This is a genomic window from Marinobacter gudaonensis, assembly GCF_900115175.1.
Classification (GTDB): domain Bacteria; phylum Pseudomonadota; class Gammaproteobacteria; order Pseudomonadales; family Oleiphilaceae; genus Marinobacter; species Marinobacter gudaonensis.
This window is the reverse complement of record NZ_FOYV01000001.1, coordinates 994,529-1,018,446: the sequence shown is the minus strand read 5'-3', so window position 1 is coordinate 1,018,446 and position 23,918 is coordinate 994,529. Positions and strand designations below refer to the sequence as shown.

General features: G+C 53.5%; 19 protein-coding genes. 14 read left to right on the top strand and 5 right to left on the bottom strand.

Going from position 1 to position 23,918, the window contains the following annotated elements; all coding sequences use genetic code 11:
• Positions 1-98 precede the first annotated feature (98 nt).
• Genes BM344_RS04625 through BM344_RS04600 form a run of 6 tightly spaced genes read left to right on the top strand, consistent with a single transcriptional unit; the run spans position 99 to position 6,091 of the window.
• Complete coding sequence (locus BM344_RS04625; protein ID WP_091986534.1) at positions 99-1,121, top strand: glycosyltransferase; 1,023 nt, start codon at positions 99-101, stop codon at positions 1,119-1,121.
• Positions 1,114-2,286 carry an FAD-dependent oxidoreductase gene (locus BM344_RS04620; protein ID WP_091986531.1) on the top strand — a complete coding sequence of 391 codons (1,173 nt, stop codon included), beginning with the start codon at positions 1,114-1,116 and terminating at the stop codon, positions 2,284-2,286. The genes BM344_RS04625 and BM344_RS04620 overlap by 8 nt, the downstream gene beginning before the upstream one ends.
• Positions 2,283-3,011: a glycosyltransferase gene (locus BM344_RS04615; RefSeq protein WP_091986527.1), complete on the top strand. Its 729-nt coding sequence runs from the start codon at positions 2,283-2,285 to the stop codon at positions 3,009-3,011. Before BM344_RS04620 ends, BM344_RS04615 begins: the two co-directional genes overlap by 4 nt.
• Positions 3,008-3,949 carry an aldo/keto reductase gene (locus BM344_RS04610; RefSeq protein ID WP_167363210.1) on the top strand — a complete coding sequence of 314 codons (942 nt, stop codon included), beginning with the start codon at positions 3,008-3,010 and terminating at the stop codon, positions 3,947-3,949. Before BM344_RS04615 ends, BM344_RS04610 begins: the two co-directional genes overlap by 4 nt.
• Positions 3,918-4,337, top strand: coding sequence for a GtrA family protein (locus tag BM344_RS17770; protein WP_091986522.1), 420 nt, complete (start codon positions 3,918-3,920; stop codon positions 4,335-4,337). The genes BM344_RS04610 and BM344_RS17770 overlap by 32 nt, the downstream gene beginning before the upstream one ends.
• Positions 4,338-4,351: 14 nt before the next feature.
• Positions 4,352-6,091: a DUF6044 family protein gene (locus tag BM344_RS04600; RefSeq protein ID WP_139229624.1), complete on the top strand. Its 1,740-nt coding sequence runs from the start codon at positions 4,352-4,354 to the stop codon at positions 6,089-6,091.
• 273 nt (positions 6,092-6,364) lie between these two features.
• Here BM344_RS04600 and BM344_RS04595 read toward each other — a convergent pair whose 3' ends face one another.
• On the bottom strand, positions 6,365-8,344 hold the full coding sequence (locus BM344_RS04595) for an acyltransferase family protein (protein ID WP_091986518.1): 1,980 nt from the start codon (positions 8,342-8,344) through the stop codon (positions 6,365-6,367).
• Between the two features lie 211 nt (positions 8,345-8,555).
• On the opposite strand from BM344_RS04595, the gene BM344_RS04590 reads away from it, so the two are divergent.
• The 3 genes from BM344_RS04590 to BM344_RS04580 all read left to right on the top strand — a co-directional run bounded on the left by BM344_RS04590 (position 8,556) and on the right by BM344_RS04580 (position 11,812).
• On the top strand, positions 8,556-9,944 hold the full coding sequence (locus BM344_RS04590; protein ID WP_091986517.1) for an MBL fold metallo-hydrolase RNA specificity domain-containing protein: 1,389 nt from the start codon (positions 8,556-8,558) through the stop codon (positions 9,942-9,944).
• Positions 9,945-9,983: 39 nt separating this feature from the next.
• Positions 9,984-11,246 (top strand): Vi polysaccharide biosynthesis UDP-N-acetylglucosamine C-6 dehydrogenase TviB, encoded by a 1,263-nt coding sequence (gene tviB / locus BM344_RS04585; RefSeq protein WP_091986515.1) that lies wholly within the window; start codon positions 9,984-9,986, stop codon positions 11,244-11,246.
• A gap of 197 nt (positions 11,247-11,443) precedes the next feature.
• On the top strand, positions 11,444-11,812 hold the full coding sequence (locus BM344_RS04580) for a histone-like nucleoid-structuring protein, MvaT/MvaU family (RefSeq protein ID WP_091986514.1): 369 nt from the start codon (positions 11,444-11,446) through the stop codon (positions 11,810-11,812).
• 128 nt (positions 11,813-11,940) lie between these two features.
• Here BM344_RS04580 and BM344_RS04575 read toward each other — a convergent pair whose 3' ends face one another.
• Entirely contained in the window at positions 11,941-12,888 is a 948-nt protein-coding gene (locus BM344_RS04575; RefSeq protein WP_375191763.1) for a GGDEF domain-containing protein, read from the bottom strand.
• A gap of 9 nt (positions 12,889-12,897) precedes the next feature.
• The gene (locus BM344_RS04570) at positions 12,898-13,926 is read right to left on the bottom strand and encodes a response regulator (protein WP_091986509.1); all 1,029 of its coding nucleotides are present in this window, start codon (positions 13,924-13,926) and stop codon (positions 12,898-12,900) included.
• A gap of 356 nt (positions 13,927-14,282) precedes the next feature.
• Between BM344_RS04570 and BM344_RS04565 the strand changes: the two genes are divergently transcribed.
• Together BM344_RS04565 and sbcB are read left to right on the top strand one after the other, a co-directional pair.
• Entirely contained in the window at positions 14,283-15,161 is an 879-nt protein-coding gene (locus tag BM344_RS04565) for a hypothetical protein (protein WP_091986507.1), read from the top strand.
• A gap of 49 nt (positions 15,162-15,210) precedes the next feature.
• Positions 15,211-16,656: an exodeoxyribonuclease I gene (gene sbcB, locus BM344_RS04560; RefSeq protein WP_091986504.1), complete on the top strand. Its 1,446-nt coding sequence runs from the start codon at positions 15,211-15,213 to the stop codon at positions 16,654-16,656.
• A gap of 43 nt (positions 16,657-16,699) precedes the next feature.
• On the opposite strand, the gene BM344_RS04555 is transcribed toward sbcB, so the two are convergent.
• Both BM344_RS04555 and BM344_RS04550 read right to left on the bottom strand, forming a co-directional pair.
• The gene (locus tag BM344_RS04555; RefSeq protein ID WP_091986502.1) at positions 16,700-18,700 is read right to left on the bottom strand and encodes a tetratricopeptide repeat protein; all 2,001 of its coding nucleotides are present in this window, start codon (positions 18,698-18,700) and stop codon (positions 16,700-16,702) included.
• Between the two features lie 95 nt (positions 18,701-18,795).
• Complete coding sequence (locus BM344_RS04550) at positions 18,796-19,959, bottom strand: flagellin (RefSeq protein ID WP_091986499.1); 1,164 nt, start codon at positions 19,957-19,959, stop codon at positions 18,796-18,798.
• Between the two features lie 293 nt (positions 19,960-20,252).
• Here BM344_RS04550 and BM344_RS04545 point away from each other — a divergent pair, with 293 nt between their 5' ends.
• The 3 genes from BM344_RS04545 to BM344_RS04535 all read left to right on the top strand — a co-directional run bounded on the left by BM344_RS04545 (position 20,253) and on the right by BM344_RS04535 (position 23,847).
• On the top strand, positions 20,253-22,364 hold the full coding sequence (locus BM344_RS04545; protein ID WP_091986496.1) for a motility associated factor glycosyltransferase family protein: 2,112 nt from the start codon (positions 20,253-20,255) through the stop codon (positions 22,362-22,364).
• A 146-nt stretch (positions 22,365-22,510) separates the two neighbouring features.
• Positions 22,511-23,335, top strand: a complete 825-nt coding sequence (locus BM344_RS04540; RefSeq protein ID WP_091986493.1) for a flagellin domain-containing protein — start codon at positions 22,511-22,513, stop codon at positions 23,333-23,335.
• A gap of 74 nt (positions 23,336-23,409) precedes the next feature.
• Positions 23,410-23,847: a flagellar protein FlaG gene (locus BM344_RS04535; RefSeq protein WP_091986490.1), complete on the top strand. Its 438-nt coding sequence runs from the start codon at positions 23,410-23,412 to the stop codon at positions 23,845-23,847.
• Positions 23,848-23,918 lie beyond the last annotated feature (71 nt).

The following is a 23,918-nucleotide window of genomic DNA, read 5'->3' as shown; positions in this document are numbered from 1 at the left end:
TAAACCCTCCTTTCTGTGCAATAATTGCAGTATTAGCGTTAGCCGAACGCAAGCTTGAGGTCGTGCAGCAAATGGAAGTTTTAATAACAGGAGTCTAAGTGACAGACTATCCGATATTCCTGTCTGTGGTATGCGTCGTTCGGAACCAATCTGATCGGCTCAGGCAATTCCTGAAAGACGCGACAGAGGTGATGCAGCCTCTGGTCAGCGATTACGAAATCATCCTCATAGACAACGCCTCCGAGGATGAAAGCGTCTCAACATTGAAGGCGCTGACGGGCGTCGACGGCCTCCCAAATCTGCAGGTTTTTGCGTTAACGAAGGAAGTGGATTCTGACAGTGCCTCTTGGGTAGGCTTGGAAAACGCTCTCGGTGATTTTGTGCTGGTGTTTGATCCGAGAACCGATGACTTAGCTTTTCTCCCGGAAATGCTTGAAGAAGCTACCGCCGGGTTTGATGTTGTATTCGCCAACAACAAGAAAAAGCCCAGGCAAAGCATGGCCTACAGAGCCGCGAATGCCTCCTTTAACAGGATCTACAAGGTTTTTGGGGGCGTCGATCTGGCCAAAGAGGCTCCGCAGTATCGGCTTCTGAGCCGATCAGTCATTAACTTTATTCTGCGTCACCCGCAGCCATCAGTCACATACCGCCATCTCCCGGCTACGGGAGGCTTTTCGAAAAAGCACCTTGAATACAGTTCCGAACCGATTACCAACAATACTAAAAGGCTGTCTGACAGTTTTGAGCGGGGTATGAAATTACTCGTGTCTACGACTCGAGCGCCCATGAGGTTTGTCACGAGTCTTTCGCTGTTTGGGGCCGTGGCCAACCTTTTATATTCAGTGTATGTGTTGGCGGTAGTAATCATGAAAGACGATGTCGCCCAAGGCTGGGCAAGTATTTCACTACAGATGTCCGGAATGTTTTTTTTAATCTCCTTGGTTCTGCTTGTATTGGGTGAATACATACTGAATATGGCAAGCCTCTCGAATGAAGGTCCGCCCTATCACGTCGGGCAAGAGTTCAATAGTGCCAAAATAACTCGGAAAGATAAGCTGAATATCGAGGAAGTTTCTGTATCGAGCAGAGCTACTGGACAGCTGGCAAAGAACAATGCCTAGGACTGACTCTCCGGTATCAAAATATGATGCTGTGATAATTGGCGGGGGCTTTTATGGCTGTGCAATTGCGTTATACCTTTCAAAAGAAAGAGGGTTTAATAATATTCTTTTGGTTGAAAAGGAGGGTAGAGTTCTCTCCAGAGCTTCGTATACCAACCAAGCTCGTGTTCACAATGGCTATCATTATCCTAGAAGTTTTACAACGGCCTTTCGCAGCCGTATCAACATGCCAAAGTTCACAGAACAATGGGATGTCGCGATAAAAAAAGACTTTTTAAAGGTATACGCGATTGCCAGGCATAACTCCAAAGTAACGGCGAAGCAATTTTTACGCTTTTGCAGAGAGATTGGGGCAGATATTCAAACAGCTCCACCAGATATAACGGCTCTTTTTGATCCTAAGTTAATCGAAGGAGTTTTTTTAGTAGAAGAGTATGCATTTAATGCGGTTGAGCTTGCGAAAAGCATTGAGAGTCAGATAAATAGTGAAAGCATAGGCGTTGCTTTAGGGACAACTGTGAGTTCAGTTAACAAAGATGCCTCTGGTGACCTGTGTCTGACGCTTTGTGGGCCTATGCCGGGCTTGGAAATGGTACACTCGAAATATGTGTTCAACTGTACTTACAGTGGCCTCAATCAGTTGGCTGGTGATTTTGAAGGGACCCAGACCGCGCTCAAGCACGAGGTGACGGAGATGTCTCTTGTTAAACCACCTGAGGTATTTTCAGAACTCGGAATTACGGTAATGGATGGCCCATTTTTTTCACTGATGCCATTCCCCGCCCGAGGGTTACATAGCCTGTCACACGTACGCTATACACCTCACTTCAGTTGGGTTGACCAGGTTGCACGAGATCCTTACGAAGAATTGAATTCTTATCATAAGGAATCGAGGGCTGATCGAATGATCCGGGATGTTTCCAGATACATACCGTCCTTTTCCGATGCGGAATATAAAGAGTCCATTTTTGAAATCAAAACGGTATTGATGAAGAGTGAGGAGGACGATAGCAGGCCGATCCTGTATGAAAAACAAGCCTCACTTCCTGGGTTGTTCTCAGTTCTGGGTGGGAAAATTGATAATATTTATGATGTTATTGAGAAGCTGGACTCCGAGAATATTTCACCCTGTACTGATAAGAGCATTCACTCCGGACTATTATGAGAATTGAGATAACGATCCCCGTTCTGAACGAGCAGGAGACGATTGCCGACAAGGTAGAGGAGGTTGATCGATTTCTTTCTGCAGAGTTTTCAGGCGAGAGTATAGATCTTGTTATTGCCGATAATGGGTCTACGGATCAAACCGAAGCCATAGCAAGGGAACTAAGCGCCACTCTTGACCGGGTTAAATACCTCCGGCTCGCCGAGCGCGGTGTGGGTAGAGCTTTGAAAGCTTCGTGGACGCGGTCCCAGGCCGATATTGTCGGTTATATGGACCTCGACCTCGCTACGGATCTCTCATACCTGAGGCCGGCCCTGAGTGCCCTGATTCGCGACGAAGCAGACCTAGTTACCGGTTCACGCCTTGCCAGGGGCTCCACCGTGATTGGCCGAAAGTTTATTCGAAAGGTTACGAGTATCGGCCTGAACCTATTGGTTAGGCTGGTCTTTTCGACGACTTTTACGGATGGCATGTGCGGGTTCAAATTTCTGAAGCGGACTGAAGTCGAAAGGTTGATTGAAAATGGTGCCGGTAGTGATGGTTGGTTCTTCGCAACCGAATTGCTGATAGTTGGTGAGCATCTGGGTCTCCGAGTCAAAGACTTGCCTGTGCGCTGGACCGACGATCCTGAGACCAAAGTAAGGATCGTCAGTTTAAGTCTTGAATATATCCGGGCGATGAAGTCACTCAAGAAAATACTCAGCCAAGTTCCGAGGTCGATGTGATCCTTCTGAAGGCAGACGCAAAGGGCCTTTCACCCAAACGGGTTGTTCTGGGAACGGCTCTTTGGGGGTGGGGAGTCGACAAGGCCGAAGCGTTTCAGATCCTTGATCACTTTGCTGAGAGTGGAGGGGCCGTCGTTGACGTTGCCACAAATTACCCGATCAATAAAGTTGCTTCCGATTATGGAATCGCTCTGGAGTACATTTCAGGTTGGATAAAGTCCCGTCGTCATAAGGGGTTGCAAGTTATTCTCAAGCTTGGCGCGCTCGATAATCAGGGCAGCAGTCAGTTTGATCTCAGTCGGGACCGAATAGCGCGGTTAGTCAATGAGGCCGATAAGAAACTAGGAGAGTCACTCTTCTGTATTTCTGTCCACTGGGACAATCGAGGCCAGAGTCTCGAGGATTATGCAGGGATTGAGGAGACGGCCAAAGAGCTTCAAGAGTTGAGCACCAGCGGCTTTGAGATTGGGCTTTCAGGGATTAGAAATCCTGCGGCTTACCGAAAATACCTCGAACTGAGCCCCAGTGATTTATGGATTCAAGTGAAGGAAAACCTTCTAACGCACCAGGCCCGGGCTAATTACGAGCTGGTTTTTCCAGATGCAAAGTACCTCGCTTATGGGCTGAACATGGGCGGGCTGAAAATAGATGAGGGTTGGCCGGAATCATCGAAGCAGCTGAGAAACATTACTCATCCAGCTTGGTTGGTTGACTCTGTCAGACGTTTTTTGAATGAGAATGACCTATACCCGGCAGTCAGAACCGTCTCTGACCTTACGCTGTTTCATGCGTTCTGTAATAAAAATTTAGGTGGCGTTATTTTGGGACCCAGGACCAGGGCTCAGTTAAAAGATGCGTTGGATTTTTGGGGTTGTCTGAATAAAGTAATGCCAATGCAAAGCTCCCATGAACTCGAATCCAGAGTATTTGGAGATTAGGTTGAGTGGTGCTTTTAAGGAAGTATCGGTAGCGCTCCGGTACACGCTGGCCGGGTTCATCAATACCATAGTTGGCTATGTGGTGTTTTGGGTAATGTTGACATGGGGGAACCTGTCGCCAAATGCATCAAACGCTGTAGGTTATGCAGTCGCGTTGTCCTTAGCGTTCCACTTGAATCGAAGGTATGTTTTTGATGTGCGGAGCTATAAGGCTTCGCATTATATAAAGTTTATTTTTTCCTTCGCTATTTCCTTTGGATCGAACCAACTAGTTCTATGGTGGTTTGTGTTCGGAGTCGGTGTCAGGCCCGAGCTTGCGCAGATCGTGTCGATGATTTTCTACACCATTATTTTTTATGCATTTAACCGACTTTTCGTATATCGATAAAAATTAAGGGTTTCATGATCTCAAATTCTCAATTTTTGCGTAACTTATCTTTGATATCAGCACTATCGGTGCTACTTTTTGCTGCCTCGTTGAAAGTGTATTTCGGGCAAGACGCTTATGTCGAGATTCACGATAATCTCGACTCTTCACATGCCTGGTTAGCTACTCTGCATCAGCACGATTTATTTTTTTCTGGTGGAGAGGAAGAGGTGCCGATGCTCTCCGGGATGGAGCGCGATTATTTCATGTCTGAACTGCAGCTCGGGAATTTGATTTATCATTTATTTTCGCCCTTTGATGCCCATGTTCTAAATTTTATTATAAAACTTTGTATTGGTTTCCTCTCCTTCCTGCTTCTGGCTCGGGAGATTTTTGGTAAAACGGCTCGCTATCAGGTCGTTGTTCCGCTGGTCTCTGCAGCTTATGCATTGCTGCCGGGCTACGAAAACCTTTTTATAGCTCAAGCCTCCCTCCCGCTGATAGTGTTCCTGTATATTCGCTATTTGAGGTCTCCAGCTCCCTGGGTTTTGCTGACAATCTTGGTCTATCCGGTGCTTTCCGAGTTCCCGAGGTATGGAATTTTTCTTTGCGGACTTCTGGGCGCAGTATTTATTTATTTTCTCTTCTTCGACCGCCTAATGGCCCAAAGGACATTATTGGCCCTCGTGGTTTTGGCGATTGGTTATATTGTTACTGATTACCGCGTTTTTCGGTTGATGCTTTTGTCTGACGAAGTAACAATCCGGGCTGATTTTGCCATTGCTCCAGGCGATTTTTGGAAGCTGGTTAAGGATGGTTTTCTTTATAATCAATACCATGCACAGTCAAAGCACCTTTACGTCATTTTGCCCGTCGCGGCAGTCGGATTCATTGCTCTCCTGGATTTTCAAGCCTTTAGCCGGGGTTTCTTTCAGGGAGTCAAGGAGAGCGCGAAGGGTTTTGAATTAAGAATATACCTGGCGCTGGCTTTTGTAATTTGCGTCTTCTCCCTAGTTCATGCGTTGTACAACGGAACCGAGTACAAGCATTTTCTGCAAACGATTATTCCGCCTCTTTCGGGTTTTAATTTTTCCCGGTTTATCTGGTTGAATCCACTGGCTTGGCATTTGATCTTCGTGGTTTCATTGGTGGCCATCGGCAGACGTTTTACTTCAATTGTTTCTTGGATTCTCGCTTTGTCTCATCTGCTTGTGGTTCCGGCTACCCCCAGTTATGGCAATGATCTTGCCAATACGGTTTCGTGTAGATACCTCTCCGAATGCTCATCGAAGCTCACGTATCGGCAGTTCTATAGTCAACAGCTTTTTGAGGAAATCAAAGAGAGAGTTTCCTACAGGGGGGAACTGGTTGTGGCGTTCGGCTTTCACCCTGCGGTACTCACCTACAATGGATTTTTTACTGCCGATGGCTATCACAATGCCTACGCAAGAGAATACAAAAAAGAGTTTCGGGAGCTGATCCGTCCAACGCTGGACGCCTCAGCCCGGTACGCCAATTATTTCGATAATTGGGGAGGGCGTGCTTATCTGTTCTCTCCGGAAGCAGGCTATCAGCCAACAATCAGTGTTCCCTCTGACGTGGTTCGGCTGCCAGTTGATCCCGAGCAGCTGAGGGAAATGGGTATTCGATACATCATTTCCTTTTACAGGTTCGGGCAAGATTCGAAGGAAGTCCTAAAGCAAGTGGGTGTTTTCTCTACTAACGAATCACCGTACACAGTCTTTGTGTATGAAGTTCAACGAGCTTCGAAATAAAACGGAGTAAGTGCCCAATCGAATTTAGGGTGATGCCCCCGAAAGGTAGCGGTTCTCAAAGTAGAATTTTCCGTACGCTACCCGCAGGGAGGTTCTGCGTAAGAAGACACGAGTTTCCGAAAGCCAAGTATCGTCTATCCTGAAACAAACCAAGAACGCCATACCAGTTCCGTAGCTGTGTCATGAGCACGGCGTGAACCATGCGTCGTTTTACAAGTGGCAAGCCAAATCCGGTGGCATAGATGCGTTCATTATGGCCCTTAAAAATAAGTTTCAGCGGGCTTTAGTCAAGATGTCTTGTGCAAGGTCCGATTGTTCTCCAATCAGAGCCGCGCCGCCGTACGTCAGATGACTGTAATCCCGGTAAAGAATCGTTTTATCAATCTCTGTTCTGCAAACCCCGTCTTTACAAAGGAAACCAAACACATCCAGAAGTTCGACTTCAGCAAGCTCTGCGGCATCAGCCATCATATCGAGTGCGGCGCCGCGATACTTTCGATTTGCCTCGACCGTTACTGTGCAATCAGATTGCGGTACTAATCTGAGTTTCTCCCGGGCCTTGTTTTCCAGGCAATCTCCGATGTCTGAGCCATCTGCAGGGGGAGGGGCAATGAATACAGCCTTTTTTCCTGATTTATGAAGTTCCATTGCTAACGCCGCCAGAGCCTTTGTTACTCGATCAGTGGTGACGTCGACCTCTTCGAAACCGCCAGTCTCAGTTTGGGTAAGCAACAAATTGGATTTGCTTAATGGAGCCTGCATTCGTCCGGCAATCACGACGATCTCAATGTCATCGCTGTTTTTGGCATAGTCTAGGACGTTCGAATTGAATTCGAGGCAAGCCTGAGCGTAGTCACGGTTGTACGGGCTTTTTGATGATTGTGAGAAGCGTGCTAAACGATAGAGCGGATCACAAGCGCCCATTGTGATTTGCTGCATACCGAGCTCGCCAAGAGGGCCCATGAGCGCAGAAGCCCAAGCCATAGCATAGGAGTCACCCCATACCAGAACTCGGGGAGGGGCATTCGTTATGCAGGTGTCATGGATGGTAAACGGAGCGTTCGGCTTAAGTGAGCATTCGAAAGCAACGCCGTAGTTTGTGCGGCGAATGTGTTCGAAGTCTTGATCTGGCGCCGCCATCGCAGAGACGGCGACCGGTGAGATGGCGATTGCGGCAGCGCAGCTTGTTAAACCGCCGACGAATCTGCGTCGGCTTCGAGGGGAAGACTTTCTGAAGGGTTCCTCAACAAATCGATAAATCATTGCACTGATCAGTACTGACAGTAACAGGGCTACCCAGATGGCAGCCAAAGGAGGCTCTCCCTCGTACAACTCCCGCGTAAAGACCAGTACTGGCCAGTGAACCAGATAAAGAGAATAGGAGATATCACCAATGCGGGCCATGGCCTTTACGGGAAGGGCGGTTTCCCAAGATGAACCAGTCTGCCCCAGAATAATGATTAATGTCGCACCGCAAACGAGCAACGCGTCCAGTCCCGGATGGGAGAGGCCGGTTGGAAAGAACGGCACGATGATAAGCAACGCAACCGCGGGCAGTCGTGCAAGTGAGATCCAGCGAAGTTGGCGGGTTGGTATCGTTGCAATCGCTGCCATTGACCCCAAGCCCAGCTCCCACATGCGCGTAAGGGGAAGGTAAAAGGCTGCATCGGGGTATCTGGGAGCCAGATAGACGCTTAGTACAAAGCTTGCAATTGAAATCGCAGCGACAACCCGAAACCAGGCGTGCCTTCGGACGAAGAACAGCATCAGTGGCATCACAAAGTAATACTGCTCTTCTACCGCCAGCGACCAAAAATGCAGCAGTGGCTTGGTTTCGGCAGCCGCTTCAAAGTAGCCGGTTTGATCCCATATAACGAAATTAGCTATGAAAAGTAACGATCCCCACACCTGTTCCTGCAGGTCATTGAGGGCGAGCTCGGTCATTATAAAAGGAGAGACAATAACAACGGCCGCAATAACCGCAAATGCGGCGGGTAACAGGCGTTTGGCCCGCCTGAAATAGAACGTCAGAAAGCTAAACGTCCCGGCATCCAGACCATCCCGGATAATGCCCGTAATTAGAAAGCCTGAAATGACGAAGAAAAGGTCAACGCCAAGAAACCCCGCATAGTCCAGGCCTGGGAGGTTCGCATGATAAAACAGCACCAACAAAATGGCTGCCCCTCGCAGTGCCTGGATGTCTGCGCGGAATTTGGACTTGGAGGCGCCCGCCGGGCTTATGTTTGATGTCACGAGGAGTCTCTATTCGGCTTGTCTGAAAATGCAGGTCGTGAAGATGTCACGGTTTGCTGGAGGTTTCAATTTTCTTTTTGTGCGATCCATTGCTACTGGTTAGGACAGGCATACTTGGTGCCTTTTGAATCGCCGGTTGTTTCAAGTAGGCGCAGGACTGGGGTAAACCTGTATAATCACGCGGGTTGTATTATAAACATGGAAGTTCTTTATGTTCAGTATTTGCCACCACGGTGCCACCACCGGCGTCACTGGCTCCTGCCACGAATTAACCCTGTCCGGAAAGGGCAGTCCGTCAGGCATTCTGATAGATTGCGGCCTGTTTCAGGGCCAGGATGAAGGCCGCGGTGCCTCCGCCGATGACCTTTCCATCCACTTTCCTATTGGCCATATCCGCGCCCTGGTGGTCACCCACGTGCACATCGACCACGTGGGGCGCATTCCGTACCTGTTGGCCGCCGGGTTTGAGGGGCCGATCATCTGCTCCGAACCTTCGGCCATTATGCTGCCAGAGATTCTGGAAGACGCCCTGAAGATTGGCTTTACCCGGGACCGCGACTTGATCGAACGGGTTTTGAACCTGGTTCGATTCCGGCTGGTGCCGGTGCCTTATGGTGAATGGCACGAGGTGTTCGATGATGGTGAGTGTTCGCTATCGGTGCGGTTGCAGCGGGCGGGGCACATCCTCGGATCGGCGTACGTGGAATGCGATGCCCGATGTGGTGAAGTAGAGGAGCGGATTGTATTCAGTGGCGACCTCGGTGCGCCTCACGCGCCTTTGCTGCCAGCGCCGGAACCACCCGAGCGTGCGGAACGGCTGGTGATTGAAAGTACGTACGGCGACAAAGACCACGAAGACCGCGAAACCCGCCGTTACCGCCTGAAGGCGGTACTCGAACATGCGCTGGAGGATGGTGGCACGGTGTTGGTGCCTGCCTTCAGTATCGGGCGTACGCAGGAATTGTTGTACGAGATCGAGAGCCTCATACATGAGTTTGGGGGTGAACCCTGGAGTGATCTGGAGATTATCGTGGATTCACCGCTGGCGGCCGAGTTCACGCGAATCTACCGAGATTTGAAGCCTTTCTGGGACGAAGAGGCTCTGGAACGAGTTGGCGAGGGCCGACATCCGCTCTCCTTTGAGCAGCTCACGGTGATCAATTCCCACGAAGATCACCTGAATGCGGTGGATTACCTGGCCCGCTCCCATCGTCCCTGCGTCGTCCTGGCGGGCTCCGGTATGTGCGCCGGGGGCAGAATCGTGAATTACCTTAAGGCCATGCTGGGGGATCCGCGCAACGACGTGTTGTTTGTCGGCTACCAGGCTGCCGGCACCCCGGGGCGGGATATCCTGAGGCATGGCCCCCGAGGTGGCTGGGTAGAACTGGATGGTGAGCGTTTCAATATCCGTGCCCGGATTCATCAGGTGGGTGGTTATTCCGCGCATGCCGGGCAGAGTGATTTGATTCGCTTCGTCGAAGGTGTGCCTGCCACTCCCAAACAGATACGCATAGTGCACGGCGACCGGAGTGCCAAAGAAGCACTGAAAAGGTGTTTTCAATCCCGTTTCAATGCAGACATAATTATCCCATCAGATTAGAGCAGCCATGCTTGAACTTATTCCTGAAAAGGACGCTACATGAAGAAGATTGCAGTTATTGGTCTGGGGTACGTTGGCTTGCCACTGGCCGCGGCGTTTGGAGAAAAGCGTGAAATTGTTGGTTTTGACATCAATACCCGGCGTATAGCCGAATTGAAAGAAGGGGTGGACTTTACTCGTGAAGTGTCCAGAGAAGAGTTGGCAGCGGCATCTGGTTTGTCGTTCGCGGATAATCTGGAAAGTATACGAGAGTGTCAGATATACATTGTCACGGTTCCTACCCCTATCGACGAATATAAAACACCAGACCTGACCCCCCTGGTGAAAGCCAGTGAATCAGTTGGGAAGGTGTTGAAGAAGGGTGACATCGTTATTTATGAGTCGACGGTTTATCCCGGTGCGACAGAGGAGATCTGTGTTCCGGTACTTGAGAAGATCTCCGGCCTCACGTTTAATCAGGATTTTTATGCCGGATACAGCCCGGAGCGGATTAACCCAGGTGACAAGGAGCATCGTGTTACCAGCATTATGAAAGTGACTTCTGGCTCAACGCCGGAAATTGCCGATGAAGTGGATGCGTTATACGCCAGTATTATTACTGCCGGCACTCATAAGGCCAGCTCCATTAAAGTCGCAGAAGCGGCCAAGGTTATCGAGAATACTCAGCGTGATTTGAATATCGCGTTGATGAACGAATTATCGATGATCTTCGCTCGGCTTAAAATCGATACCCATGAAGTATTGGCGGCCGCCGGTACCAAATGGAATTTCTTGCCCTTCAAGCCGGGTCTCGTAGGCGGCCATTGTATTGGAGTGGACCCGTATTACCTGACCCACAAAGCCCAAGCCATCGGGTATCATCCTGAGATTATACTCGCGGGCCGTCGCGTAAATGACAATATGGGGCCTTACGCCGCGTCCGAGCTGGTCAAAGCTCTGATTAAAAAGGGCCACGCTGTCGCCAGTTCAAGAATTCTGGTTATGGGGCTCACCTTTAAGGAAAATTGTCCGGATTTGAGAAATACCCGGGTGATTGATGTGGTAGATGAGTTGAAAGACTTCGGTTGCGCCGTCGATGTCACCGACTGCTGGGCCGACAATGAAGAGGCTCAGGAGGAATATGGCATATCCCTGATTGATTCACCGAGAACCGGTGATTACGATGCTGTTTTTCTTGCAGTCCCCCACCGTGAATATGCTCAAAAAACATCCAGTGAGTTGCGGGGATATTTGAAACCCGGCGGTGTGTTATTTGACCTTAAAGGCGTGCTGCCACTCGGTGAAGCAGATCTGCGATTGTAGATTTATTCTGCTGAGAGATGTTAAAGGCCGGCGCATTGAGCCGGCTTTTTTATTATTAACGCTTCGTAAATAAATAGCTTTGCTTTGTTTGAATAATTTCACTAATATCATCAGTGACTCTTAGTCAACTCTTTTAGTCAATACCCTTCGATTTTTTACAGTATTTAAAACCCCTATTTGAATAAGGTTTTAATTCCATGGCAAAGATTAACGATTATTACCAGAAGAAACAGCTTATGGAAAAGCTTGCAGCAGAGCTGGAGCAGCTTGAAAAAGACCAGGCTCTGAAAGGCGAACTGGAGTTTGAGAACAAGGTTCGCGCTCTGATGAAGGAGTATGACAAGTCACCGAAGGACGTGCTGCAGATTCTGACGGCCATTGATCCTTCTGTAGCCGGCGCCAAGGCCGATGTAGCAACCGGCAGTCGCCCGAAGCGTCCGCTGAAAACCTACAAGAACCCCCACACCGGTGAAGTGGTCAAAACCCGCGGTGGTAACCACAAGACTCTGAACGAGTGGCGTGAGAAGCACGGTAAGGAAGCGGTGCAGAGCTGGCAGCAGGACTGATTTTCAGCCCCCTCTCCCACGGCCCCTCTCCCGCCAGGGGAGAGGGGAGACATAGTTTGCGTTTATTTCTTATTAGCCCCTCTCCCCCGGCGGGAGAGGGGGTGGGGAGAGGGGCGATCCTTGAATCCTTATCCAACCACCACCCGATTCCGCCCACCTTCCTTGGCCGCATACAGCGCCTCATCGGCCTTCTGCATCCACTGCATGTAGTTCTCCGGCTCGTCGGTGAGCTGGGCAATGCCCACACTCACGGTATAACGGATCGGCGCCACGCTGGTTTCCACCACGCTTTGCTCAATGGTCTCGCGAATGCGCTCGCAGATAATCCGTGCGCCTTCGGCATCGGTTTCCGGCAGGATAATCCCGAACTCCTCGCCGCCGTAGCGCCCGGCGCTGTCGGACTGGCGGATGGCGTTGCGGGTCAGGCTGGCAGTGTGTTTGATGACTTCGTCACCGGCCAGGTGGCCGTGGGTGTCGTTGATCGGTTTGAAGTGGTCGATGTCGAACATCACCAGGCTGGTGGTGTGGCCGTAGCGGCGGAAACGTTCGAACTCGGCATCCACCAGGTTTTCCCAGGTGCCCCGGTTGAGCAACCCTGTCAGGCGGTCGGTCATGCTCAGCTTGGCCAACTGTTCGTTGGCCCGCTCAAGCGCCATCTTGCTGCTGGCGATGTCGGTTACGTCGTACACCATCAGGCAGACCTTCTCCACCTCACCAGTGGGCCCCGATAGAGGGCTGATGGTGAGGTTCTGGAACATGTATTCCTCGGTTCCGGTGATGGGGCGGGTGTTACGGAACTGGAACAGGTAGGGCCGTTGTTCCCAGGAGGTGAACGCCCGGGTGTTCAGCAGCGCCACCGCATCTACCTTGCGAGTCAGCCAGGCCTTGGGAATGTCCGGGAACACGTCAAACAACACCTGGTTGCGGATCTTGCTGGCGGTGATCCCGCTGTGGTTTTCCATGAATCCGTTCCAGGCCTGCACCCGGAAGTCCAGGTCCAGCACCACCAGGCCCACCTCAACCGATTCAATCATGTCCACCAGCCAGTGGAAGGAGTTCGCTTCTACGTCGTTCATGGTCATGGGTCAGTCCACCAGGTACTGCAGGCGATCTTCAAGGAAGGGCACTGAATCCTCGGTCAGCAGGATCAGCATGTCGCATTCAATGTCGCGATCTTCCAGCGCGTAGCAGATTTCAATGCACAACAGCTGCTCTTCTCGGGCGCTATGATGCTCGAGCAATTCACTGATCTGCCGATGCTGCCCCAGTACGGTCGGGTGGCCAAGCCCCAGCTTGAGATCCAGCTGATCGCCAATGCCTTTCAGGAAGGCCCCGAAAAGGATGCTGGACATGTCCATCAGCACTTCGACATTGACGGCCTCGCCCTCAAGACCCTCGTAGTGCAGGAGCTCCGCCATCTCCTGAAAACTCGCGTCGGCAAACAGCAGTAGCGCCTCTCCGGCAATGCCGGCACCGGTAAAGCCCTGGCAGACGGCCGAATAGGTGTCACTCTCGCTCACCGAGGATATGGCCATGTGCAGCTCGGAGTTGGCAAGAAAGGCTACCTTGGGAATGGGTTGCTTGACGAACACCCGCAGCAGTCTGGCCAGCAGATCCGAGGAGCGGCCCATGGCCACGTTGGAGATTTCCTGAAGGTAGTCATTCAACGACACCGAGATTTCAGGGGCTGCCTTGCCCGAGCTTTTCAGGCTGCTGTCCTGGAGTGCGACATCTTCCAACTCGCCCGGGCGGTACATCCCGTATTCCATCAACAAATCGAGCACAATGCCGGTGTCGGTAGGTTTCTTGATGAAGTCGAGCGCGCCCAGCTTCTTTACCCGCTCACGGGCCTCCGGCTGGATATCACCAGACACGACGATGGTCATGACGGGCAGGTCTTCCCGGCGCACGTGCTCCAGCACCTCATAGCCGTCCATTTCCGGCATGTTCAGATCCAGGAACATGAGCTCGGCTTTCTGGGCCCGCAGGCGCTCCAGGGCTTCCACGCCGTCTTTGGCAAAACTGACCTCTCCACGCAGGCCCTCTGGCAGGGCGCGGGCCATCTGTTTTCTGGCAAGGGCGGAGTCGTCGCAGATCAGTATGCGGGTGGTCATGTGCGAATGGCCGTTGGTGTGAGCAAAATTTGGGCGCCTAGTATAGCAGCGCGCTAATTTATGTACATGTCAGCTACATCATTCGTAATCTTTCGTAAGGCACTGTAAGTTCTGAGGGAGTTGTGTTTGTGACTGTGTTCAAACTTGCTCATCTATTGCGGAAGTGTAAGCGGTGATTGTGACTCGGCTCACTCTATTGGCCGATATGCCTTGGTTATAGTGTGTTTGCGGCAAATAAAAAGTGAAAAGACCTGCTGCCTGCGCCCGGAAAAACAAAAAAACAGAAGAATCGACGGGGCGCAGATGAGTCGGGCGTCGGAAACTGACTCAAGCCACTACTTCAGAGACACGAGATTATGAGACAGCAAGCGTACGGATACGCTGCCGTCACCCTGTTCTGCCTGGGGATTGCGCCCGTTGTCCAGGCCGAATTGCAGCCCATTTCAGATGACACGATGGGTGAGGTGACCGGGCAGGCATTTATGCAGGTTGAGAACATCCCGGGGACCAATCATGAGTTCACACGCATGACCCTGGGCGTGGACGTGGAAACCCGCGTGAATGTGGACAACATAAAGGTGGGTGAAACCGACCAGGGTATCGACTTTGCCGCCCAACATCTGGCATTGGGCCACATTGCCCGAACCGACGGCGTGCAGTTCAATGGCCGCAGTTACAGTGCCGGCGAAACCGTGCACTTCGAGGCTATCAAACCATACATTGAACTGGCTTCAGACCCCACAGAGGGTGACCGTCTGTCTGGCTTTCGGATGGGATTCGCTCAGGCCAGGGGTTCGGTGTCGTCGCTGACGAGTAGCTTCAGCGGTAATATCGGACTGAAGCTGGACGATGGTTCCGGAAACGTCTATGACGCCACCTTGTTTGACCAGAACACGGTAGCGACGGATTACCGGGCCAGCCACATCGGTATCAATGACGGAACAGCAGATTGCGCCAACGGCGTCAATTGCGCGCCGCTCACACAGCTCCAATCCCTGATTGTCGGCGAAGAAAACACCGACGGCACCACTGGCTTTACCAGCGACTTCTTTATTGGTTTCCAGCGCGAGGGTGTGGACTGGCAGAGCCCGGACGGGTCTACCGTTATCAACGCCGGGCAGGGTGTATTCATCAACTTGCCCACCAGCATGACGGTGAACATGAATCAGTTGATTACCCAGGGCGTGGACCGTCTGCAGACCCACCGGCAGGATATGGGGACGAAACTGTTTTAAATGCTAAACTCCTGCCTGTTTGTAATTCACCTGGCAGGAGTGAAGTCCCTTGATCCGCTCGTTCTACTGGCACGACTACGAAACTTTCGGGGTAGACCCGGTTCACGACAGGCCCTCCCAGTTTGCCGGTGTTCGCACCGATGCGGATCTGAACATCATCGAAGACCCCCTGGTGATTTACTGCAAGCCTGCAGACGATTACCTGCCATCACCCGAAGCCTGCCTTATTACCGGCATCACGCCGCAGAAGGCCCTGGAAGACGGCTTTCCCGAGGCCGAATTCATTGCCCAGATCAACGAGGCCTTCAGTCAGCCGGGAACCTGCGTGGTGGGCTACAACAGCCTTCGCTTCGACGATGAAGTGACCCGCCATACCCTTTATCGCAATCTGCGGGACCCCTATGCCCGTGAGTGGCAGAACGGCAATTCCCGCTGGGACATCATCGATATGGTGCGCCTGACCTACGCCTTGCGTCCGGAAGGCATCAACTGGCCGCGCAAGGAGGATGGCAGCCCAAGTTTCCGCCTGGAGGAGTTGACGGCCGCCAACGGCATCACCCACGAAACCGCCCACGACGCCATGTCGGACGTAGAGGCGACGATTGCCGTGGCGAAGTTGATCAAGGAAAAGCAGCCCAAGCTCTTTGATTTCGTGCTTCAGAACAAGGACAAGCACTCGGCGAGGAACATGCTCGATACCGCGAGTATGAAGCCTGTGTTCCACATCTCCGCGAAGTACCCGGCGAGCCGTGGATGCTGTGCCCTGGTGGCGCCGGTGGCCGAGCACCCGACCAACAAGAACCTGGTGATTGTGTACGACCTTCGGGAAGACCCGAGTGATCTCATCAATGCGACAGCCGAGGAGATTCGTACTCGCGTATTCACGGCCCAGTCCGAGCTAGGGGAGGGCGTCAGCCGTTTCCCCTTGAAAGGCGTGCAACTCAACAAATGCCCGGTGCTGGCGCCGGCCAATATGCTGTCGACGCTGTCGCCCGAGCGTCTCAAAGAGCTGGAGCTCGATGGCGATACCCTCAGGGAGAACCTGGCCAGGCTGCGCAAGGCGCCTGATCTGCCCGCCAGAATCGCAGAGGCCTTTGATCAGCCCCACGAGAGCGATCTGACCGATCCCGACGAGCAGCTCTACGCAGGCGGGTTTATCAGCAAGGCCGACCGTGAAAAGCTGAACTGGGTTCTTGAGCAGCCGGTGGAAACCCTCGGTGAAATTGACGTGAACTTTGAAGATGACCGACTGCAGGAGCTGCTGTTCCGCTATCGCGCCCGTAACTATCCGGGCACTCTTCAGGGTGAGGAGATGGAGCGTTGGGAGAAATTCCGCAGTGAGAGGTTGATGCACCCCAAGAAGGGTTGGCGATCACTGGAAGCCTTTGGGCAGGAATTGCAACGCCTGGCCGCGGATCCGGAGTTGACGCCAGAGCGGCGGCATATTTTGGAGGATTTGCATTTGTATGGGGAGTCTCTGATTCCCTACATCTGAAGGTGGGGCCAGAAGAACTTTTCTTCTGACCCCGGATTCATGCTCACCGTCGCTTCACAAAATAAACACTCAGATTCTGCCCCATCAAACTCTGCACCTCACTCCCCAGTGCCTCCGCCTGGATCTGCTGTTGCACCGGGCCTGTAGCGAGGCTGTGGCCATCTTCGTCGCGCGCTTTCACGAGCTTCCAGTCCACTTCATTACTGACTAGTGCCATCAACTCTTTCAGTTGCGCAGAGTCTTGTGGGCGGAACCATCGGTCCCGGCAGCCGCCCAGGCTGTAAAAGTCTGCGTCCGCAACAAGGTCCTGCCAGGTGCTGTCCTGCCGGTTTGCCAGCGCCATGCGGCGCAGTTGACGCAGAGTCTGGCGGGTCGGTTGTAGTTGGTGCTCGCTGACCAGCCTGCGAATCTGACGGTCGCCGCTGGTTTGTTCACTCACGGCTGTGTGCAGGTGCACAACCGCGCCACCCGCTGTCGCTTCGCTGACCAGAGCGGCGAGCGAGAGATCGCTCATGGCCGGCGAGGGCAGGCGGCCGACTTCAATCCAATGCACTTGATGCCCGTCCGCGACAAAGCGCTGGGCGATCGACCAGGGCCAGAACACAATGTTATCCAGCCCCATGTTGTTGGCCATGCGCGTCGCCTTGGCAATGTTTGCCAGGGATTCGTCCACGGCAATCACTTCCACGTCATCCAGATAGCGGGCCAATTCCATGGCGCGCTGGCCAGACTGGGCACCGCAGACCATGATGCGCAGGGTCGCCGGGAGGTTTTCCGTGGCCAGGCCGAGTTCGGTGGCCATCAGGATTTTCAGGCTGGATTCGGTCTGGTAAGCCAGTTGCGACCAGGCCGGCCAGGCCTGGGGCACGTCGGATCTTTCCAGGCAAAGCTCTTCAGCTTTTTCATCGAAGTTTTGCTTGATTGCCTCTTCGTCGGCCCGGTCGTAGTAGCTGGCAGCGAGCACCGGCTGCAAGGCCAGGGGCCAGTCCACCAGGCTCCACTGGCCTAGCTGGGGGGCAAAGCTCTGGTGGAACAGGGCTCCGTACATGGCGCTGATCATCAGCGAGCCAACCAGACCGTCCTGTTCCTCGTTCATGGCGAGTTGCGCCTTGATACTGTCATTGATGGCAGACACCAGACGTGTTTCATCGTCCTCCGCGGCCAGGGCATACCCGGTCCTGTCGGTATACTGGGCAATGGCCAGTGTCAGGCGTTGCAGTTCGTCGCGCAGCTCCACGGTTTGTGCCACTTCAGCGAGGATGGCCCGGCGAAGCAGCGTTACCAGTTCTTCCACCGCCGGGTTGGGCATCAACGTTTTCTGCAGGGCGAGGATCAGCAACTCATCTTCAGAAGCGGCATTCAGGAAGATCTGCGCGTCCGGGTTGTCGAGGTCGTACTGTTGATGAATAAGCGCGCCCACGAAGCGGCCCAGTTCCTGATGCGGTAATCCGTCTCGCTGCAACAGGGCGATGGCATCCAGAGCGAGGGCTGTGTCGGCCTTGTTGACGTTCAGGTGCTGGGCACAAGACAGCATCCCGCTATAAACGGAATCCCAATCGGCGCCGGTCTCGAGCAGCTTGCGGTAGTGCAGGTAGGCCACATCGAACTGGCCCTGAAGCCGTTTGGCGTGAGCCACACCGCAGAAAGCGGCGGCCGATTGCCGGTCGCAGTCCAGCGCCTGCAGGAAGTACTGCTCCGCCAGGGCCGGGCGCTCCGTTTTGAGGGCCCAGTAGCCAAGGTTGCAATACTGCTGTGCCTGGCCCGGTTGCTGGTCCAGGCTGGCGTTGAACAGGGCATGGGCGCGCTCGAGCTGGCCATCGTCCAGCTCCACCCGGCCAAGCAGGCCCAGGGCCCCGGCGTTCCCGGGCTCAAGGGTCAGCGCTTCGTTCAGGGATTCGCGACACTCCTGCCTGGCCTTCAGCCGTTGGATGTGGCTGAGGCCACCGCTGTTCGATTCGCCGTAGGCGAGGTTGGCCTGCAGGAGCAGGCGAGCAACCTCGGTCTGAGTGGATCGGGAAACCTGGACTTGATGCTTGGCTTGCATGGGACACCTCATAATCCTGCTGCGGCAGTTACTGCGATCTTGACCGTAGGTCGGATTAGCCAAAGGCGTAATCCGACATCAGCTGCTCTCACTCATTAACCCTGCAGCAGCTGAAGCACCTGCTGAGGCCGGGCGTTAGCCTGGGCCAGAACCGAGAGTCCGGCCTGCTGAAGCACCTGGGTGCGGGCCAGCTCGGCGGATTCAGCGGCAAAGTCGGCGTCACGGATCCGGCTATTGGACGCAGCCAGGTTTTCTGCCGTTGTACTCAGGTTGGCGATGGTGGATTCGAAGCGATTCTGAACAGCACCGAGCTCCGCCCGAATTCCGTTGATGGTGTCGATCGCGTAGTCAACGGAGATCATGGCCAGGTCTGCACCGTCCTGAGTGGAGATGTCGGTATCGTTGGCCGAGACGGTATTGGCAGCGGCTGTTGCTGCGACAGTCAGCGTGCCGCCACCGGCAGGCGTAATGTCAACTGAGAAGTCCTCTCCGAACTGGGATGAAAAAATCAACTCATCGTTGCTCCGATTCATGTTGACTTCAACGCCGGTGGTAGGAGATTGCGCGTTGATCTGGCCCAGAACGTCCTGAAGCGAGCCGGCAGCAGTCACATTCACGTTGGTCACCGTGCCATCGATGCCAGTGATCGCGAATGCGATGTCGACAGTGCGGCCTTCATCAAAGATGGTCTGGAGTGTGTCTGTACCGTCCGTCAGGGCCAACAGGCCTGTCGACTGGTTGATGGTGGAGCCGAGCTGTGAACCCCGGGCATCAAACCCAGAAACGCTGATAGTCTCACCGGCGTTGGCGCCAACCTGGAAGGTCTGGGTCAGCAGGCTGCCATCGAGGATCTTCAGACCGTTGAAGGAGGTCTGGGCTGCAATCCGGTTGATCTCCTGAATGCGTTCCTGAACCTCGGCATTCAGTGCCTGGCGATCCGAAGGGCTGTTGGACGCGTTGGCGGACTGAACAGCGAGTTCACGAATCCGCTGAAGGTTAGCGGTGATCTCGTCGAGGGCACCTTCAGTGGTCTGAGCCAGGGAGATGCCATCATTGGCATTGCGCTGGGCCATGTTCAGACCGGTGATCTGGGACTGAAAACGTTCAGAAATGGCCAGGCCGGCCGCATCATCTTTAGCGGAGTTGATTCGCAGACCGGAAGACAAGCGCTGCAAAGCAACGTTGGCCTCGCTTTGCGTGGCGTTGAGATTGCGCTGGGCGTTGAGTGAAGCAATGTTGGTATTGATAATTTGAGGCATGTCTATTCTCCTCGTTGCTTTTGGTCCTCGCCACCGCAATTCACTGCGAACAGCCGGACAATCGATTGGTATGCCTGAGGATTGTTAAGCCAGTTCCGTGCCATAGTTGGAAAAAGTAACGTAAGATAATGAAATAAATGATAATAAACGGATTCTGTAGAGTCCGGTTGCAGCCCAGTGGGCAAGACTTGCGGAAAGGGTTTGCCGTATTTTCCGGGTCTGAATGCAATTTTATGGCGGGGACGCTACTCTGTTTGACACGTTGAGACTGACACCCGGCCAAGGAACCTTTGATGTCTGAGAACGAAGATATCGCTGTACCGTTCATTCGGAGAAAGCAGAAAAACCTCGCCTACTTCCAGAAGTATCGGCCAGAAATCTTTCAGTATTTTTCCGATTACCAGCCAACCCACTGCGAGCTGGTCATTACGCCGGGGCGTGACGACGTGGATCTTGTGGATTCGGGACGTTCGGTATATCGCCACCTGGCGTGTGAATACTCCAGGAACGAGGTCAGCAGGTTTCTCGACGACTACCCGCCCGAGCGGCCTCTCCAGAGTATGGAGCCGCCCTTCCTGAAGCCGAGCGAGGATGCCAGGTTTGCCTCTCGGTACGTGCGTGAGAGCGCGTCTGAATCCTCGCTCACGCCCGAATCGTTCCGGGGTTATTTTCGGGGGAAGAGTTTCCCCTGTGTCATTTTCCTGGGTTGTGGGCTTGGCTATCACATCGAGGCGCTTGTTGAGAAAGCAGAGCTCATCGACGCTGTGGTGTTTGAGCCGGATCCGGATCGTTTTGCCCTGACCCTATTTACCGTGGATTGGGAGGAAATCTGCAAGAAGTTTCGTCAGAAGGGGCGCTCCATATCTTTTTGTCTATCGACGGATCCATCTGAGGACAACATCAGGCGGGTGTTGTCGTCCAAGGTTGCCGAAATGGTCCCTCTATATCCGTACCTCTGCACCTACTTTAATCACCTGGCAAATGTGGATCTGTATCGTATTGCCCGGGAAGTGGAGCGCGACCTGCCCGTGGTGGGTGCCAACTGGGGCAGCTATGACTTTGAACTGCGGGGATTCAGGAACGTTTATCACAACCTGAACCTCCGGGGGGCCTATCTGAAGCCTTACCTGGGATCAGAGAGTCACCTGCCGGTTGCCATCGTCGGCAGTGGCCCATCCCTGGATGATCGCATCGAGAGCCTGAAGAAGAATCGGGACAAGGTTGTCATCTTCAGCGCAGGGACCGGATTGCGGGCGTTGCTAAGTCATGGGGTGCGTCCGGATTTCCATGTAGAACTTGATGCCGATTACATGATCTATGAGATGTTGACGGACATTCGGGAATCCTACGGGCTGGATGGGATTGAGCTTTTATGCACTGTCAGCGTCAACCCGTTGGTACCGCCCCTGTTCGAGCGTTCCAGTTTCTACTTTTCCAACGAGTATTACATACCTGCGCTGTTGGGCCTTCATGCAGATGCTATCCCGGGTTGTACTCCAACCTGCACCAACGCGGCCCTCGCCATTGCATTTTCCATCGGCTTCCGGAACCTTTACCTCTTTGGTACAGATTATGGTTATGTGGACAAGCAGCGGCATCACTCGATGTATTCGGTGTACGGCGAAAAATCTGCGTCAGAGTTCGCTACGCGTTTTCGTTCCGAGACAGAAGCCCAAACTGAAGCCCGGCCGAAATTTGAGGTGGAGGGTGTCAACAACCGGACTGTGATCACCCAAAGTGACTATTACACCGCGAAGCGTTCTGTGGAGAACTATCTCCAGGATCGGCTCAAGCAGGGGCTCACGTTTTCAGTTCGGAACTGTTCCGATGGTGCGGTCATCGAGGGGGCTGAATGGATGTCCGCAGAGTCGTTCACTCAGCAATTTTCTGGCGCTTCAGACGCCGACCGCCACGCAGCGGTCGGGTCTGTCCAGGCCTCGATCGTTGAAATGCCGGATCTGGACGCCCGCGTGCTCGTGCGGTCCGTGGTCGATGAGATCACCATGACCAGCAACGGGTGCCTGGACATCCTCAAGGGGAGTCGTCTGGCGGGAAGAAAGGACCTGGTGGTGGTGTGTAACCAGATTCGCGATTTCGTGAACCGTGTCGGGCAGGGCAGCGGCCGGCAGTCACACATCGTTGTTCAACTGATGGGCTGGCAGATGATCAAGGGCACGGTCCAGAGATTTTTGCAGGTGGGCTTATGCCACGGGCTTGCTCATGAGGATGAAAACCTTGCGCCGTTCCTCAAGCACTGGAGTGACACGCTGAAAGAGTTCCTGCGCCTGTTGCCGGGACACTTCCGGGCGGTTATGGAGTCTGGTGAGGCGCCACAAAACGACGATTGGGTTACCACTCGTTTGATGAACCCGGAACCCGACTGGGCGATACCTGAGAACATTTAACACTTCTTTACACAAAACTGAATTTTTTCGCTAAAGCGGATTGGGGAGCTGCCGTTAACTGGAATAACTCGGCAGCGATCCCAACAACCCAAAAGGGAGCTGACCGTTTCTATGCGTCTCGACAACGTAAATGAAGGGGAAATTTTATGGCTCTCGGAATTAACACCAACATCGCTTCACTGAGTGCACAGAACCAGCTCAGCAAATCACAGAACCTGAGCAACCAGGCTCTGGAGCGTCTGTCCTCAGGTCTCCGGATCAACTCTGCCAAGGACGACGCGGCAGGTCTGGCCATCTCTACACGATTCGACACCCAGATCCGTGGTCTGACCGTTGCCCAGCGCAACGCCAACGACGGTATCTCCATGGTTCAGACTGCTGAAGGCGGCCTTGACGAGACCGTACAGAACCTCCAGCGGATCCGTGAACTCGCGGTTCAGGCCGCCAACGGCTCCAACACCAATGCCGATCGCTCTCTGCTGCAGGCCGAAGTTGATCAGCGTGTTTCCGAGATTACCCGTATCGCCACCGACACCCAATTCAATGGCCTGTCCGTTCTGGACGGTTCCCTGGGTGCAGGTGTTGCGTTCCAGGTAGGTGCGAACGCCGGTCAGACTATCTCGATCGACTTCAACTCCACAATGAACGCAGCGGGTCTGGGCATCAGTGGTATCTCCATCTCCTCCGCCGGCGGCGCGAGTGCAGCTCTGGCGACTATTGATGGCGCACTGTCTCAGGTTAACGCCTTCCGCGCTGACCTCGGTGCTGTGCAGAACCGCTTTGAAAGCACCATCAACAACCTGGGCACCAACATTGAAAACCTGAGTGCCTCTAACAGCCGGATCGTGGATGCCGACTTCGCTGCGGAAACCGCGAAACTGGCCAAAGCGAACGTTCTGCAGCAGGCAGGCATCTCGGTACTGGCTCAGGCGAACGCTCGTCCCAACCAGGTTCTGTCCCTCCTTCAGTAATCGGGGCAGCCGGAGTGAACCGGTCCTTTCTTGAAAGGGCCGGTTAACTCTATAAAGGGATAGCGAGGTGGATCATGAATGGCGTAAACCTGAATAGCCCGGATTTGAAGCTGGTTCGCACCAGTGAACAAGCTCCGGCTCGGGCGTCCGTGTCACCTCGAGCAGATGGCAGAAATGCCTCCGCTCAAGAAGCTTTGTCCTCGGGAACCGCTATTGCAGGTGTTGCACAACCCCCTCCCGCTCAGGTCGATCAGGCCCAGGCGAAAGAAAAGAGCCGGGTTATTGACCCTGAAGAAGTGGGGCGGGCGGTCTCGCAGTTGAATGACTTTGTCCAGAACGTGCAGCGAGATCTGCAGTTCGAAGTGGATCAGGAGCTCGGTAGAACGATCGTGAGGGTCGTGGACCAGGAGACCCAGAAAGTCATTCGGCAAATCCCGGATGAGGTTGCTTTGAGGTTGGCAGAGAACTTGCAGCAGGATGAACCGCTAACGCTCTTCGACTTGAAAGTCTGAGTCGCAAGCTGTTCTCCGACGCTGTGGATCTGCGTTAGCGCCGCCGCCCCTAAAGGGTTGGCGGCGTTTTC

Excerpts from the sequence above, each read along its gene's own strand:
- BM344_RS04620 (WP_091986531.1), top strand. The coding sequence starts at position 1,114 with ATGCCTAGGACTGACTCTCCGGTATCAAAATATGATGCTGTGATAATT.
- BM344_RS04615 (WP_091986527.1), top strand. The coding sequence starts at position 2,283 with ATGAGAATTGAGATAACGATCCCCGTTCTGAACGAGCAGGAGACGATT.
- BM344_RS17770 (WP_091986522.1), top strand. The coding sequence starts at position 3,918 with ATGAACTCGAATCCAGAGTATTTGGAGATTAGGTTGAGTGGTGCTTTT.
- BM344_RS04600 (WP_139229624.1), top strand. The coding sequence starts at position 4,352 with ATGATCTCAAATTCTCAATTTTTGCGTAACTTATCTTTGATATCAGCA.
- BM344_RS04590 (WP_091986517.1), top strand. The coding sequence starts at position 8,556 with ATGTTCAGTATTTGCCACCACGGTGCCACCACCGGCGTCACTGGCTCC.
- tviB (WP_091986515.1), top strand. The coding sequence starts at position 9,984 with ATGAAGAAGATTGCAGTTATTGGTCTGGGGTACGTTGGCTTGCCACTG.
- BM344_RS04580 (WP_091986514.1), top strand. The coding sequence starts at position 11,444 with ATGGCAAAGATTAACGATTATTACCAGAAGAAACAGCTTATGGAAAAG.
- BM344_RS04575 (WP_375191763.1), bottom strand. The coding sequence starts at position 12,888 with ATGAACGACGTAGAAGCGAACTCCTTCCACTGGCTGGTGGACATGATT.
- BM344_RS04570 (WP_091986509.1), bottom strand. The coding sequence starts at position 13,926 with ATGACCACCCGCATACTGATCTGCGACGACTCCGCCCTTGCCAGAAAA.
- BM344_RS04565 (WP_091986507.1), top strand. The coding sequence starts at position 14,283 with ATGAGACAGCAAGCGTACGGATACGCTGCCGTCACCCTGTTCTGCCTG.
- BM344_RS04555 (WP_091986502.1), bottom strand. The coding sequence starts at position 18,700 with ATGCAAGCCAAGCATCAAGTCCAGGTTTCCCGATCCACTCAGACCGAG.
- BM344_RS04550 (WP_091986499.1), bottom strand. The coding sequence starts at position 19,959 with ATGCCTCAAATTATCAATACCAACATTGCTTCACTCAACGCCCAGCGC.
- BM344_RS04545 (WP_091986496.1), top strand. The coding sequence starts at position 20,253 with ATGTCTGAGAACGAAGATATCGCTGTACCGTTCATTCGGAGAAAGCAG.
- BM344_RS04540 (WP_091986493.1), top strand. The coding sequence starts at position 22,511 with ATGGCTCTCGGAATTAACACCAACATCGCTTCACTGAGTGCACAGAAC.
- BM344_RS04535 (WP_091986490.1), top strand. The coding sequence starts at position 23,410 with ATGAATGGCGTAAACCTGAATAGCCCGGATTTGAAGCTGGTTCGCACC.